The organism is Enterobacter sp. SORGH_AS_0287, assembly GCF_031453695.1.
Lineage (GTDB): Bacteria > Pseudomonadota > Gammaproteobacteria > Enterobacterales > Enterobacteriaceae > Enterobacter > Enterobacter ludwigii.
On record NZ_JAVIZW010000001.1, the window covers coordinates 399,725 to 414,198 of the forward strand.

Sequence of the window (14,474 nt, forward strand, 5' to 3'; positions counted from 1 at the left end):
TTTTTGTAATACGTCCGCTAAAACAATAACCCGTTGAAAATTTTAATGTAAATGAATTTATTTTTTATCTGTTTAACAACAAACATAACAATAAAAGAACTTTTTATATAAATGAAAAATACAACGCTATTTTCACTTTTATTTCTTTCAGTCGGCCAGTTAACTGGTTGCGTATTTTCGCCAGGTCAGGATCTCAGCATTACCGGGAAAAAAGTCATGGCTGACGGAGAAGCGAATTATCAGCTCGATCAACACGTGGAAATTTATCCCCTGACCCCGGCGCTCATTGAAAGATTGCGACCGCCTGTCCTCAAATCTCAGGCAAATCCTACTCTGGATGAGCAGGTCAAAAACTGGGAATACCGCATAGGCACCGGCGACATCCTGACGGTCACCGTCTGGGATCATCCGGAATTAACCACGCCCGCAGGGCAGTATCGTGCCGCGAGTGACGCGGGTAACTGGGTGAATGCGGATGGAACGCTCTTCTATCCCTACGTCGGAAAACTGCATGTTGCAGGCAAAACGGTCGCGCAGGTGCGTGAAGCAATCACCGCACAACTGGAGAAGGTTATTGAGAGCCCGCAGGTGGATGTCAGCGTGGCGTCTTTCCGCTCACAAAAAGCCTATGTGACGGGAGAGGTGGCAAAATCAGGCCAGCAACCGATAACCAATATTCCGTTGACGGTAATGGACGCGGTCAACGCCGCAGGTGGGCTTTCCGCGGATGCCGACTGGCGTAACGTGGTCCTCACGCATAATGGCCAGGACGCGCGCCTTTCGCTCTATGCGCTGATGCAGCACGGTGATTTAAGCCAGAATAAGCTGCTGTATCCGGGCGATATCCTCTTTGTTCCGCGTAACGATGCCTTAAAAGTGTTCGTGATGGGCGAGGTGGTGAAGCAGAGCACGCTGAAGATGGATCGTAGCGGAATGACCCTGGCGGAAGCCCTGGGGAATGCAGGCGGGCTGGATCAGAATATGGCCGATGCAACCGGGATTTTTGTTATTCGCTCGGTAGCGAAAAAAGGGGCGACGGACAAAATTGCCAATATCTATCAGCTCAATGCGAAGGATGCCTCCGCGATGGTACTGGGGACGGAATTCCAGCTGGAACCGTATGACATTGTCTACGTCACCACCGCGCCGTTGTCACGCTGGAATCGCGTGATCACACAGCTGGTACCCACCATCAGCGGTGTCCATGACCTGACCGAAACCGTCCGCTTCATCCGTTCATGGCCGCAATAATGTTCAACTCAATCTTAGTGGTTTGCACCGGCAATATTTGCCGTTCGCCGATGGGGGAGCGGCTGTTGCGACAACAGCTGCCCGGCAGACTTGTGACATCGGCTGGGATTTACGGATTTGAAGGACGCCCGGCGGATGCAACTGCACGGGAGGTGGCCCGGTGTTACGGCGTTTCGCTGGAGGGGCACGTGGCACGCAAGATGACGCGCAGCATGTTGCAAACCTCCGATTTGATTCTGGTGATGGAGCCGGAGCACCTGCGTTTTATTGCCGCTGTGTCGCCCGAATGTCGCGGAAAATCGCTGCTGTTTGGCCAATGGCTGGAAAACAGGGACATTCCCGATCCTTACCGCAAAAGTCGTGAAGCGTTTGAATATGTTTTCGGGCAGCTGGTAAAAGCCAGTCAGGAATGGGCTCGTCGTGTGGGTCAAAAAGGAATGAAGCGTTAATGTCTTCTCATACATCAGACAAATACGGTGCTGCCGCACCGCACAGTAATGAAATCGATCTTATGCAGCTACTTGCTGAGATGATTGATCACCGCATGCTAATCGGGCTGGTCACGCTCCTGTTTACGGTGTGCGCGGGGCTCTACGCGTTTAGCGCCACGCCGGTCTACCAGGCGGATGCCCTGGTACAGATAGAAGCAAAGCAGGACAACTCGTTGCTTAAAAGCTTAAGCCAGTTTGGGTCTGACCTTTCACCCGACGCTGAACCTGAACTGTTGCTGCTTAAATCGCGCATGATCCTGGGGGGAACCGTTGATAATCTGGGGCTGACATATCAGGTAAAACAGCGCGTTCTCCCGGTTGTGGGGCGCCTCTGGGAACGTCTACGCGGCAGTAAACCGGGCAACATGACGATAGGTGAGCTTACCCTGCCCCAGCAGGAGGGGAAACCGCAAGCGATTGTCCTGACCGCGCTGGGGCAGGGCCGGTATCGCCTGGAAGGGGAGACGCTTAAGGCTGACGGTAGGGTTGGCAAACGGCTGGTGAAAGACGGGGTCACCCTTCTGGTGACCTCGCTCAGCGCGGAGCCGGGGACTCAATTTACCCTTCAAGCCTTTACCAGGCTTGAGGCAATTAACGCGCTGCAGAAGAGACTCTTTGTCGCGGAATCCGGTAAACAGAGCGGTATGATCACCCTGACGCTGACGGGTGAAGACCCGGACAGGATAGCGGTGGTGCTCAATACGATTGCTGAAAATTATCTCAGCCAGAATATTGCGCGCCAGGAGGCACAGGATTCCCGAAGTCTGGCGTTTTTACAGGAGCAGTTGCCTAAGGTCCGTCACGAACTGGATGAGGCCGAAGCACGACTTAATGCCTATCGGGCGAAGCGCGATTCCGTCGACTTATCCCTTGAGGCGAAGTCCGTACTGGATCAGGTTGTTAACGTGGAAAATCAACTCAACGAACTGACCTTTCGTGAGGCAGAGGTTTCTCAGCTTTTCAAAAAGGATCACCCGACCTATCGCGCATTACGGGAGAAGCGACAAACGCTCGAAGAGGGACGCGCGCGCCTGAACAGCCGGGTTTCATCTATGCCTTCTACCCAGCAGGAAGTGTTGCGCCTGAGCCGTGATGTCGAGTCCGGGCGTACCATTTACCTGCAGCTGCTGACACGCCAACAGGAACTGAACATTTCACGCTCCAGCGCCATCGGCAACGTGCGGATCATTGATACCGCGGTTACGCAACCTGAGCCAATAAAGCCCCGTAAAGCGCTTATTATTCTGCCTGGTGTGCTGTTAGGGCTGATGGTCTCCATGGGCTGGGTGTTGGTTCGTACTGCCTGTCGGCGAGGGATCACCTCGTCTGAGCAAATAGAAGAGCAGGGGATGCCGGTTCTGGCGACGCTGCCGCGCTCGGTCTGGCTGTGGAAAAAAACGCATTTGCGCCGAAAGCACTTTTTGGCGCCCCACGGGAAACACAAAACCTCGGATATCCCCTTCCTGCCCACAGACCGGCCAGCGGATATGTTTGTTGAAGCGATGCGTGGACTGCGTACCAGCCTGCATTTCACGATGATGGACGCCTCAAACCAGATCGTGGTGATTACGGGCCCCACGCAGAATTGCGGCAAAACGCTGGTCAGCACGTCACTGGCATCAATAGCGGCTCAGGCCGGAAAGCGGGTGCTCTTTATCGATGCGGATATGCGTAAAGGCTATGTGCATAATCTCTTTAAGCTGAACAACCATCACGGATTATCCGCTGTCCTTGAGGGAAATGTGGCATGGCAGGAGGCGATCCAGCGCGTTGATAAGGCGGGCTTTGATGTTCTGACCTGTGGTCCCCAGCCGTTACGTCCCGTGGAGCTGCTCATGGGAGAACGCTTCCAGGAGGTGATGTCGGGGATGAATGCACACTATGACGTTGTTATCGTTGATACACCGCCGGTGCTGGCCGTGACCGATGCGGTGCTGATTGCCAGAGTGGCCGCAACCACGTTACTGGTTGCCCGCTTTGGTAAAACCAACGTGAAAGAGACGGAAAACTGTGTAAAGCGTCTGCAGCAGATGGGTGTGCAGGTGAACGGTGCCATTCTCAATGATATCGTGAAATCTGCGGCTCTGTATTACAGCGCGGGGTATAGCCATTTCGATTACGGCTATACCCCGAAGGAAAAGCGGCGTGAGGGTTAGTGCTTCACCAGCGTGGCGAAGTAATACACCAGGGGAATGGCGAGGATCCACAGACCGACGGGGATATCGCGCCATTTCCCGGCAATCGCTTTGATAACGATATAAAACAGCAGCCCGCCCGCAATACCGGTCCCGAAACTGTTGGCAATCAGCGTAATCATTACCATCATCAACACCGGCAAGCCGTCGGTGAAGTTCGCCAGATCAACCTTACGTAAACCGCTAAACATATTCAGCCCGATGAGGATCAGGGCGGGCGCCGTGGCTTCTTTCGGGATCATCAGCGCCACAGGGGTAAACAGCAGCATCAGCAGGAACATTACCGCCGCGGCCAACGCGGTCATGCCGGTTTTGCCGCCGGCTTCCGCGGCTGCGGACGATTCAATCAGCGCCGTGGCGGCAGGGATGCCTACCCACGGGCCAATTGCGGCGGCAATGGAGTCCACCATAAACGGGCGGTTAATGTTTGGCATATTGCCTTCTTCATCCAGCAGCCCTGCTTCCCCGCCCACTGCCAGCGTTGTTCCCATGGTGGAGAAAAACTCGGAGGCGAAGAAGACAAACAGGAACGGCAGAAAGGCAATATTCAGCGCGCCCAGCATATCGACATGCCCGAGGACGGGAGCGATGGAGTGGGGCACATCGATAAAACTGGCGGGTAATTTCGTGACGCCCATCGGAATACCCACGAGGGTCGCGAGCAGGATAGCCCACAGGATCGCACCCGGAATACGACGAGCCTGCAGGCCGATAGCCAGGAACAGGCCGAGCAACGCCACCAGCGCACCGGGTGATAAAAAATCTCCCAGCATCAGTGCGTTCGTTTTGGCATTCGCCAGCACCAGCCCGGCGTTGCGGAAACCGAGTACGGCGACAAACAGCCCGATGGAGGCCGTCAGCCCCAGCTTGATGGACTGCGGCACCGAGCGGGTCACCACTTCACGCAGGCCAAACCGGGTCAGCAGAAAGAATAAAATCCCCGACCAGCAGGCGATACCCAGACCAATTTGCCAGCCAATGCCTTCACTGCCCGCAAGCGTCACCCCGACCAGCACCGAGCCACCAATTCCTGGCCCGACGATAAACGGCAGGTTGGCGTAAAACGCCATCAGCAGCGTCCCGGCAACGAAGACCAGAATGGTGCCCGTGGTCGCGGCGCCTTTATCCATTCCTCCCACGGCCAGCAGCCCCGGGATCACCACCAGCAAATAGGCGGCGGCGAGAAAACCGGTGATACCCGCCAGGCACTCGGTGCGCACGGTGCTCCCGCGTGCACGGAGTGCAAAACGACGTTCAAGCCAGCGCCCTTGTGCTGGCGAATTAACGGTATTGTCGGCCATTATCCGGCTCTCCTTCGATATTATTGTGTGTTGTCCGGGGTTTCCCGGTAAGAAATCAGCGGATCGACAATCTGGCGCGTGCTGCCATCGGTCAGTCCAAGATCGGTCAAATGTGGCCCGGCATTACAGGCAAGGCAGGTTCCTTCGATGGCCTTAAAGACCCGATACGGCGGTTCCCAGTCGGCAATCAGACTGCTGCGATCGCGCAGCGTCCTGAACTGCAGCGCCAGCTCGGCAGGTGGCAGTTCCGACAGCATGCCCGCAATCGGCATGGCAACGTGGGCAATCACGTCACCCTGTTGCGCCAGCGCCATGCCACCACCGCTGTTGATAAGCGTATTGGCAGCCAGCGCCATATCGTTCGGATCGCGGCCCAGAACCACCAGGTTGTGAGAGTCGTGCGAGTAGCTGGTGGCAATCGCCCCACGCAGTTCCCCCCAGCCTTCAAGCAGGGCAATTTGCGGTTTTGCTGCATGACGGGCATGGCGATGCTGAACCCAGATCAGGCTAAAGCCGTCCGGGATCTGCACGCACCCGTTGCGCACCTGCACATCTGTTTCACCCCAGCGGGTAAAGCGCGCGCCGCAGATGTGGCGCAAGCGAGCCACGCCATGGTTCGCGTTGCCAATGCGCATGCAAAAATCATCAGCGGTCAGGGCAGGCAACCGTACGGTATCACGCGGCAACGTAAGAGGCGTATCAGCAACAGGTTCGAGCGTTGCCCCGTCCCGGGCAATCAGCTTTCCGGCGACGTAGACCTGGCGCGCCGTCAGTTTATCCAGCGAGTCAAACACCACCAGATCCGCGCGACGCCCGGCGGCAATCAGCCCCAGGTCGTTACGCTGCAGGCGTATGGCCGCATTGAGCGTTGCAAAACGCAGTGCGTCGGTGGCCGCTAATCCATGTTCAATCAGCAGGTTCAGCAGCGCGATGATCCCGCCTTTTTCCATGAGGATGTCTGGCGGAACATCATCGGTACAAACCGTGATGTGAGACGAAAGATGGGGGAGCGTTTTCAGGGCGCTGACAATATCGGGCAGCAGATAAGGGTGCGAACCGCGGATCTCCAGCGTCAGCCCGGCACGCAGTTTTTCCAGCGCATCGTCAGCTGACGTTAACTCATGGTCAGAAGTCACGCCTGCTGCCAGATAAGCCTGTAAATCCGCACCGCTGAGACCGCGGGCATGGCCTTCAATCAGCTTTCCGCTGTCGAGCCCGGCCTGCATAATTTCAAGCATACGCTGGCTGCCATTAAGCACCCCGTGCATGTCCATCACTTCAGCCACACCGCGCACTTCCGGCCAGCCAAGCAGGGTGTTCATCTCGTCTCCGGCAAAATCCGCCCCGGACATTTCCAGGCCGGGCGTTGAGGGCACGCTTGAAGGCGCGGCGACCATCACCTGCAGCGGCAGATTGCGGCTGGCCTCAATGGCAAAACGGACGCCGTCAATGCCCAGCACGTTGGCCAGTTCATGCGGATCCCAGAAGACCGCCGTGGTGCCCTGTGCAAGCACAATCTCCGCGTAGCGGGCGGGCATAAGATGGGAGCTTTCAAGGTGGACGTGGGTATCCATCAGCCCTGGCGACAGAAACTGGTTTTTCAGCGCGTGGGTCTCATACGCGTCCTTGCGGCTGCCGCGCGGATGGACGCTGGCAATCAGTGAGCCCACGATACCGACATCCGCTTCGCGGATCTCACCGGTGACCATATCCACAATACGGGTATCGGTGAGCAGCAGGTCAAAGGGCATTTCGCCTCGTGCAGCCTGAACGGCGCGGCGTCGGGTTTCAGCAGTCATGCAATTAACAGTTCCAGCATCAAAATAATGACGCTACTCTATGCACACGGCAAACGTTTGCCCAGCTGATAAAATTTATCGCCCGATAACCCCGGGTTATTCTGTGACGCGCGTAATGTAATGGATAATCATGACGGAACCCTGGCAGCGCTTGCCCGCGCTCTCTCTTCGACAGCTACAGTATTTTGTCACTCTGGCGCAGCTGCGTCATTTTACTGATACCGCCAGCAAACTGGCTATCAGCCAGCCGGCGCTCAGCAGTGCGTTGCGGCAAATCGAGACGGTGCTTGGGGGCAAACTGGTTAACCGGACCGCCTCGGCCGTGACGTTGACGGAGCTTGGCAATGCCATCCTGCCGCACGCGCAGCGGGTGCTCAGCGTGGCGCAGCTTGCGTTTGACGACATGCAGCACATTGTTCAGGCGGGCGGAGAAGGTACGGTGCGTATCGGGCTGATCCCTTCCGTGAGTTCGCTGCTGTTCCCCTTGTTGCCCCGGACGCTCGCGCAGGCTTTTCCCCGCCTCAGGGTGGAATTTCACGATCAAACCAACGATGCGCTGGTGGCCCAGTTGCTGAAAGGGCAGATTGATTTCGGCATTGGTGCGCTCGATAACTCTGTTCCCGGCCAGCTGAACGTGTTTCCCTTGCAGGATGACCCGTTTGTCGCGGTCATTCACAGCGACGATCCGCTGGCCGTGTCGGCGCACCTGCCCTGGAAGCAACTGGCAGGGCGGGATATCGCCGTGTTCTCAAAAGGCAATATTCAGCGTCTGGTTGCGGCGCTCGCGGAAAGCCACCGTTTGTCGTTGCCGACACGCTATCAGGTGGACTACATCGAAACTTTGTACGGTCTGGTGCGCTCGAAACTCGCCGTGGCGATTTTACCGCAGCTCTATACCACGCACCTTCAGGACCCGCAGCTCAGGGTGGTACATCTTCAACAACCGGCCCTGGCCCGCACGGTGGCGTTAATGCGCGCGCCGCAGCCGCTTCCTCCGCTTATCGAATCCTGCTTTACGCTGATGGCCGACACGTTGCGAACGAAATGACCCGACACTTCTTTACAGCGTGATGGCGCATTGCTCGCTAAGATGACCGCCGATTCATCAAGAGGTCACAATGGAAAACCGCACATTCAGTCGACTGCGCCGCTGGGCGCGGGAAGGGATCATCTTCTTTCTGCTCGCGCTGGCCGTCATGTGGGGCGTGGATCAATACCGCAAGCCCACACTCCCCGCCAGCTTTAGCGCTGCACCGATGCACAGCATCGACGGAAAGATCCACGATATAACGGCACTCAGCCAGGAACGCCCGCTGCTGATATACGTATGGGCAACCTGGTGCAGCATCTGCCGGTTTACGACGCCCTCGGTCAATACGCTGGCAGAACAGGGTGGCAACGTCGTGAGTATCGCCATGCGTTCCGGCGACGATGCAAAGCTGGCGCGCTGGGTCGATAAGAAACAGCTGGTCATGCCGGTGGTCAACGATGCCAACGGTGCGCTGTCACAGGCGTGGCAGGTGAGCGTAACACCGACGCTGGTGATCGTGTCGAAGGGGGAAGTGGTCAGTACTACTACGGGGTGGACAAGTTACTGGGGAATGAAGCTCAGACTGTGGTGGGCAGGGCTGTAAAGAGAGCCCCTCTTCCGGCGGAAGAGGGGCTGGATATTACTTCGCCAGAACTTCCTGTGCGGTACGCTCAACCAGCGACAGCAGGACTTTAATGTCCTCCAGGGTCACGGTTGGGTTCAGCAGAGTCAGCTTCAGGCAGGTGACGCCGTTATGCTCGGTCACGCCGACGTTAGCACGGCCGGATTCCAGCAGCGCATCACCAATTTTCTGGTTCAGCAGGGCGATACCCGCGTCGTCCATCTGTACCTGTCCACGGAAGCGGAACAGTACGCTTGCCAGCTGCGGCTGCATAACCAGTTCCAGAGCAGTCTGCTCTTTCACGTAAGCCGCAACCTGCTGTGCCAGCGTAACACCGTGATCGATGATCGCCGCGTATTGTTCCTGACCCAGTGCTTCCAGGCTCATCCACAGCTTCAGCGCGTCGAAACGACGGGTCGTCTGCAGAGATTTGGACACCAGGTTAGGCACGCCAGCTTCTTCATCGAACTCAGAGTTCAGATAGGCCGCCTGATAGCGCATCAGCTCATAGTGGCGCGCTTCTTTGAGCAGGAACGCACCGCAGCTGATGGTCTGGAAGAACTGCTTGTGGAAGTCCAGAGTAACGGAATCCACCAGCTCGATACCGTCCAGGTAGTGACGATACTGCTCAGACATCAGCAGCGCGCCGCCCCAGGCCGCATCAACGTGTACCCAGATATTCTGTTTCGCCGCCAGTTCAGCAATGGCACGCAGCGGATCGATTGCACCTGCATCGGTAGTACCGGCAGTGGCAACAATCGCCAGGATCTGCTCGCCGTTAGCATTGCACTGCTCAATTTTCGCTGCCAGATCGTTGAGATCCATGCGCGAGAATTCATCCGTTTTCACCTGCACGACGGACTGGTAGCCCAGACCCATCAGCGCCATGTTCTTCTGCACGGAGAAGTGTGCGTTTTCAGAGCACAGCACGCGGATTTTACGCAGATCGCCAACCAGGCCGTCCTGCTGAACGGAATGACCCTGACGCGCGAAGAACGCATCACGGGCCAGCATCAGACCCATCAGGTTGCTCTGCGTGCCGCCGCTGGTGAACACACCGGCGTCGCCAGCCTGATAACCCACGCGGGTACGCAGCCATTCGATCAGCTTGATCTCAATGATGGTTGCGGACGGGCTTTGATCCCAGGAGTCCATGCTCTGGTTAGTGGCGTTAATCAGTACTTCCGCCGCCTGGCTAACCACCAGGCTTGGGCAGTGCAGGTGCGCCACACACTGCGGGTGATGAACGGACAGGCTGTCTTTCAGGAAGAACTCCACGGCGCGTTCAATCGCCGCTTCGTTGCCCAGCCCTTTCGGGTTGAAATCCAGCTTAATACGGTCGCGCAGTTCCGCGACCGTTTTGCCCTGATACATCTCAGGCTGTTTCAGCCACTGCATCACAGCCTGAGTGCTTTGTTCAATCGCCTGCTGGTAAGCTTCAATGCTCTGTGCAGAGGAGAACAAAATTGGGTTTGAATCTGACATCGTGTTCAACAACTCCGGTTACGCCGGGCGAACGCCCGCAGCAAGCAGTGCCTGCTCGAATTTATCCAGGAAGACTTTCAGCTCATCATCGCTGATCAGCAGGGAAGGCAGCAGACGCAGAACAATACCGTTGCGACCACCGCGCTCCAGAATCAGGCCGGCTTCGAAGCACTTCTTCTGAATCAGTGCAGACAGCTCGCCATCACCCGGGTAGCAACCCATGTGGTCTGCCGCTTCGTGTGGCTTAACGATCTCAATCCCGATCATCATGCCCAGGCCGCGAACGTGACCGATAACCGGATAGCGTTTCGCCATCTCGTTCAGCTGGCCTTTCAGCCATTCGCCCTGTGCGGCCACTTTGCCCGCGATGTTCTGGTCTTTCAGGATTTTCAGCGTTGTCAGACCGGTTGCCATTGCCAGCTGGTTGCCGCGGAAGGTACCGGTGTGGTGGCCTGGTGCCCACGCATCGAACTGTTTTTTGATGCCGAGTACCGCCAGTGGCAGACCGCCGCCAACCGCTTTAGACATCACGATGATGTCTGGCTCAATGCCCGCGTGTTCGAAGGCGAAGAATTTACCGGTACGTGCAAAGCCAGCCTGAACTTCGTCGAGGATCAGCAGAATGCCGTGTTCCTGAGTCACTTTACGGATGCGCTGCAGCCACTCAACCGGAGCCGGGTTAACGCCGCCTTCACCCTGAACGGCTTCAAGGATCACTGCCGCAGGTTTACGCACGCCGCTTTCAACGTCGTTGATCAGGTTTTCGAAATAGTAGGTCAGCGCTTTCACACCCGCCTCACCGCCGATACCCAGTGGGCAACGGTACTGGTGTGGGTAAGGCATGAACTGCACTTCTGGCATCATACCGTTAACCGCTTCTTTCGGAGACAGGTTGCCGGTAACGGCCAGTGCGCCGTGAGTCATACCGTGGTAACCACCAGAGAAGCTAATGATACCGCTACGACCGGTCACTTTTTTCGCCAGTTTCAGCGCCGCTTCAACGGCGTCAGCACCGGATGGACCGGTGAACTGCAGGCAGTACTCTTTGCCCTGACCAGGCAGCAGAGAGAGCAGATATTCTGAGAACGCGTCTTTCAGAGGCGTAGTCAGATCCAGAGTATGTAACGGCAAGCCGCTGGTAATGACATTTTGGATGCTTTTCAGCACATCAGGATGGTTATGTCCAAGCGCAAGGGTGCCTGCGCCTGCTAAACAGTCAAGGTATTCTTTATTGTCTGCATCGGTGATCCACACGCCTTCTGCTTTAGTGATTGCTAAAGGCAGTTTGCGCGGATAACTCCTGACGTTAGATTCAAACTCGGCCTGACGGGCCAGATAGGTTTCGTTGCTTTTGTGGGCATCTACGGTGTCAATACGGACTTTATCCGTCATCATATCACTCCTACAACCGCCGCTTCGTTATGAGCAACGATTGAATAAAAAGTTAAAAAACAGATGGGGGCCTGAAAAAAACGCCGCCAATATAGAGCCTTTTGTCACGAGGCTCAATGGTTAATTTGTTTACTGTTTTGTGACATGCGGTACGGGGGAGGGAATATCCTCATTTTAAGAATAAAAATTGCGCTTTATGCCAAACAAAAACAGCCGGTTACGCGTATTTTGTCAGGACTGTAAAAAGAGAGGAAAGTGTGTGACAAATCGTGCCATTGAGGGACGTTAAGGGGGGCAGATAGCCCCTTTAAGCGCATTATCTCGACATTACCTGCAAAATACCGGGGTCACGACAGGTTGTTTTTATTCCCGGACATAGCGGTTACAGGCTTCTCATTACATCTGATTGGTATAACAAAATCATGAAAGCGAGAAATCAACAGGCCTTGCATCACTGGTACTCTTCCCCTAATCTGCCAAATGTAAGTGAATTCTTACCAATGACTCGGGGTGCCCTTCTTAAATGAAGGCTGAGAAATACCCGTATTACCTGATCTGGATAATGCCAGCATATGGCGTTAATTATTTATATATTTCAATCGGTTAAATGTTCTTCTGTCTACTTGACTTTCATCACTGAGACAGAGGCTGTGTTGATTTTGATTACTAAACGCATTCGTTACACCTTCCTCCGCGATTCCATTTACTACGTCCAATTCTGTTTACCAGACGGTAAAATGTTTAGACGTTCCCTTGCTACGGATAGCCATAGGGAAGCTAATACATTGATGATAGCTTTAATGCCTTCCGTGCTTAATGTTAAAGCGGGGACGTGTCCCCCGGAAAATCTATCTAGCCGGATTGAAGAACTCACCCAGACCAGAATGCTCTATAGGGCTGCAAGAGTTTCACCTGATTTGTATACAAAGCCCACCATCACCGCACCAATCAATAATGTGGATGTAATTACCGTGGGTAGAAGCGTACTCACCTTAGGGGAAGCTTGGGAGCGGTACGTTAAGGAGAGGGGAAAGTCTTGGACTGCGGCAATTCACTCCGCTAATGAGCGTTACATGGAGGTGATGTTAACTGTATTAGGCGCAGAGAGGGAAGTAAGAAGTATCACAAGGCAAGACATCAAACATGTTATGGAAGCTGTTACTGGCCTCCCCAAACGTGTTGTTCAGCCATACCGCTCAATGACAATAGAGCAACTCTTATCCTGTGATGACATCCCCGAGGAGCATTTGCTAGGAACTGAGGCAATCCATAAGCATCTTAAAATCTACAAATCTCTTTTCAAAACACACCTGACCGAGGATAAAGGCGTACTTTCAGTATCTCCTACTGACGGCGTAACAGCCCCTCCATCGTCTGCGAGATATGGGGCTTACACCAATAGCGAAATGAAATCTTTGGTTAGGTATGAAATCGAAGAGGCTAAACAGGATTGGCTTAAATGGATTATCTTATTGCTAGCATACACTGGAGCTAGAAGGGGAGAGCTAGCCACCCTCACCACATCCCAAGTGCGCATTGATGATGATAGTAATCGTCACTATCTTCTAATCAAAGAAGGGAAGACCGATAACGCAGGGAGACAGGTTCCTTTGCATCAGCATCTAATTGATTTGGGGTTCTTAGAATTTGTTATGGGGAAAGCTGATAAGCTGTTTCCGGAAGTGGCAGGAAGTAACATGGCTAAGATTGGTAAGGTGTTGTCTGATATTAGGGACGCTTTACACATCCCATACAGGGATATCCAAAATCAACGGCGTATTGTTCACAGCTTCAGGCATAGCGTTGTCACTGTGGCCTCCGGTTGGATGAATGACATTACTCACCTTCAACAGGTCATAGGTCATGAGAAAACCGGTACGGGGATAACAAGACGATATCTCCACACCTTCCCTCTATCGGTTGTATGCCATATCATTGATGGACTTGACTGGCGTTAAACGCTTCATAACTAACACAGCGATAAGGCACATAAGCGATGGCTAGACCGTTCTCTCAAAGATATGGACACGTTAAAGTTGAAGAAGTAATTCAGCTGGAGAGTATTTCTAAAGACTCCAGAATGGTTATATGGAACTGCATCCATGAGGAGCTATTGAGGTATAAAAGTCAGAGCAACGATGCTGTGGAAAATATTGTTAGAAGTGTATGGATTAATTTTTTAAAAAATGATTCGTCTAAAGTACCAATATACCGATCTACCGTAGGTGCCCCAGATTTAGTAGGGGAGGTTAAGAGGGCTATAATTAGCGCTCCTTGGTATCATGTTTACGACCTTATTGAGTTTATTGTTAATGAAACTCAAGGGACAAGCTTCGATGATTTATCAATCTATTTGAATTCTGTTTTCAAATCTGAAGGATTAGCGTACTCCATTATTGAGGGTATGGTTGTTCCTGTGTCCACCCCTGTTGAGGTTGAAAGCATACAAGAAGGGATTGACACTGGCAGTGATTCTTCAAGAAAACATTTCGAATGTGCATTAGAGTTACTATCTAACAGGGAACAACCTGACTTTAGAAACTCAATTAAAGAATCTATTTCTGCTATTGAATCCCTCTGCAAAAAAATCTCTGGTAATGATAAAGGAACACTTGGGGACTGTCTTAAAACCATTGAGGATAAAGGCCATATTCATCCAGCAATGAAACGAGCCTTCCAACAACTATACGGATATACAAGTGACCAGGGTGGAATACGTCACGCTTTAATGGATGGAAGTGAAGAGCCAACCTTAGAAGAGGCTCGTTATATGTTAGTCATCTGTAGTGCATTCAGTAATTATCTTATTTCTAAGATGAGTGATTAATTATTATAATGCGAGGCTAATTGACCTGTTCCCCGTTGATTAATACACCGTGATGTTAGTAATGTCTTCATAAGCCACATG

General features: G+C 53.8%; 11 protein-coding genes and 1 riboswitch. Of the genes, 7 read left to right on the top strand and 4 right to left on the bottom strand.

Annotated elements, in window-relative coordinates; translation table 11 throughout:
- Nucleotides 1-111 precede the first annotated feature (111 nt).
- From QE396_RS01830 to QE396_RS01840, 3 genes are read left to right on the top strand one after another with little or no spacing between them, the layout of a single operon-like run.
- Nucleotides 112-1,251: a polysaccharide export protein gene (locus tag QE396_RS01830; RefSeq protein WP_309949748.1), complete on the top strand. Its 1,140-nt coding sequence runs from the start codon at nucleotides 112-114 to the stop codon at nucleotides 1,249-1,251.
- On the top strand, nucleotides 1,251-1,700 hold the full coding sequence (locus tag QE396_RS01835; RefSeq protein WP_020883220.1) for a protein-tyrosine-phosphatase: 450 nt from the start codon (nucleotides 1,251-1,253) through the stop codon (nucleotides 1,698-1,700). The genes QE396_RS01830 and QE396_RS01835 overlap by 1 nt, the downstream gene beginning before the upstream one ends.
- The gene (locus tag QE396_RS01840) at nucleotides 1,700-3,898 is read left to right on the top strand and encodes a polysaccharide biosynthesis tyrosine autokinase (protein WP_309949751.1); all 2,199 of its coding nucleotides are present in this window, start codon (nucleotides 1,700-1,702) and stop codon (nucleotides 3,896-3,898) included. The genes QE396_RS01835 and QE396_RS01840 overlap by 1 nt, the downstream gene beginning before the upstream one ends.
- Here QE396_RS01840 and QE396_RS01845 read toward each other — a convergent pair.
- Nucleotides 3,895-5,238 (bottom strand): NCS2 family permease, encoded by a 1,344-nt coding sequence (locus QE396_RS01845; protein WP_309949754.1) that lies wholly within the window; start codon nucleotides 5,236-5,238, stop codon nucleotides 3,895-3,897. The two genes, QE396_RS01840 and QE396_RS01845, sit on opposite strands and share 4 nt — an antisense overlap.
- 20 nt (nucleotides 5,239-5,258) lie before the next feature.
- Entirely contained in the window at nucleotides 5,259-7,037 is a 1,779-nt protein-coding gene (locus QE396_RS01850; protein WP_032669933.1) for an adenine deaminase, read from the bottom strand.
- A 127-nt stretch (nucleotides 7,038-7,164) separates the two neighbouring features.
- Between QE396_RS01850 and QE396_RS01855 the strand changes: the two genes are divergently transcribed.
- Both QE396_RS01855 and QE396_RS01860 read left to right on the top strand, forming a co-directional pair.
- Nucleotides 7,165-8,085 carry a LysR family transcriptional regulator gene (locus QE396_RS01855; protein ID WP_165569261.1) on the top strand — a complete coding sequence of 307 codons (921 nt, stop codon included), beginning with the start codon at nucleotides 7,165-7,167 and terminating at the stop codon, nucleotides 8,083-8,085.
- Nucleotides 8,086-8,155: 70 nt separating this feature from the next.
- Entirely contained in the window at nucleotides 8,156-8,671 is a 516-nt protein-coding gene (locus QE396_RS01860; RefSeq protein WP_020883225.1) for a protein disulfide oxidoreductase, read from the top strand.
- Nucleotides 8,672-8,707: 36 nt separating this feature from the next.
- On the opposite strand, the gene QE396_RS01865 is transcribed toward QE396_RS01860, so the two are convergent.
- Nucleotides 8,708-10,174: an aspartate aminotransferase family protein gene (locus QE396_RS01865; protein ID WP_020883226.1), complete on the bottom strand. Its 1,467-nt coding sequence runs from the start codon at nucleotides 10,172-10,174 to the stop codon at nucleotides 8,708-8,710.
- 18 nt (nucleotides 10,175-10,192) lie between these two features.
- Nucleotides 10,193-11,569 carry a diaminobutyrate--2-oxoglutarate transaminase gene (locus QE396_RS01870; protein ID WP_014170865.1) on the bottom strand — a complete coding sequence of 459 codons (1,377 nt, stop codon included), beginning with the start codon at nucleotides 11,567-11,569 and terminating at the stop codon, nucleotides 10,193-10,195.
- A gap of 493 nt (nucleotides 11,570-12,062) precedes the next feature.
- A riboswitch (TPP riboswitch) is annotated at nucleotides 12,063-12,159 on the top strand.
- Nucleotides 12,160-12,225: 66 nt separating this feature from the next.
- Here QE396_RS01870 and QE396_RS01875 point away from each other — a divergent pair.
- Nucleotides 12,226-13,524, top strand: coding sequence for a tyrosine-type recombinase/integrase (locus QE396_RS01875; RefSeq protein WP_032670002.1), 1,299 nt, complete (start codon nucleotides 12,226-12,228; stop codon nucleotides 13,522-13,524).
- 38 nt (nucleotides 13,525-13,562) lie between these two features.
- Nucleotides 13,563-14,393, top strand: coding sequence for an AbiJ-NTD4 domain-containing protein (locus QE396_RS01880; RefSeq protein ID WP_020883229.1), 831 nt, complete (start codon nucleotides 13,563-13,565; stop codon nucleotides 14,391-14,393).
- The last annotated feature ends 81 nt before the right edge of the window (nucleotides 14,394-14,474 follow it).

Excerpts from the sequence above, each read along its gene's own strand:
- QE396_RS01830 (WP_309949748.1), top strand. The coding sequence starts at position 112 with ATGAAAAATACAACGCTATTTTCACTTTTATTTCTTTCAGTCGGCCAG.
- QE396_RS01835 (WP_020883220.1), top strand. The coding sequence starts at position 1,251 with ATGTTCAACTCAATCTTAGTGGTTTGCACCGGCAATATTTGCCGTTCG.
- QE396_RS01840 (WP_309949751.1), top strand. The coding sequence starts at position 1,700 with ATGTCTTCTCATACATCAGACAAATACGGTGCTGCCGCACCGCACAGT.
- QE396_RS01845 (WP_309949754.1), bottom strand. The coding sequence starts at position 5,238 with ATGGCCGACAATACCGTTAATTCGCCAGCACAAGGGCGCTGGCTTGAA.
- QE396_RS01850 (WP_032669933.1), bottom strand. The coding sequence starts at position 7,037 with ATGACTGCTGAAACCCGACGCCGCGCCGTTCAGGCTGCACGAGGCGAA.
- QE396_RS01860 (WP_020883225.1), top strand. The coding sequence starts at position 8,156 with ATGGAAAACCGCACATTCAGTCGACTGCGCCGCTGGGCGCGGGAAGGG.
- QE396_RS01865 (WP_020883226.1), bottom strand. The coding sequence starts at position 10,174 with ATGTCAGATTCAAACCCAATTTTGTTCTCCTCTGCACAGAGCATTGAA.
- QE396_RS01870 (WP_014170865.1), bottom strand. The coding sequence starts at position 11,569 with ATGATGACGGATAAAGTCCGTATTGACACCGTAGATGCCCACAAAAGC.
- QE396_RS01880 (WP_020883229.1), top strand. The coding sequence starts at position 13,563 with ATGGCTAGACCGTTCTCTCAAAGATATGGACACGTTAAAGTTGAAGAA.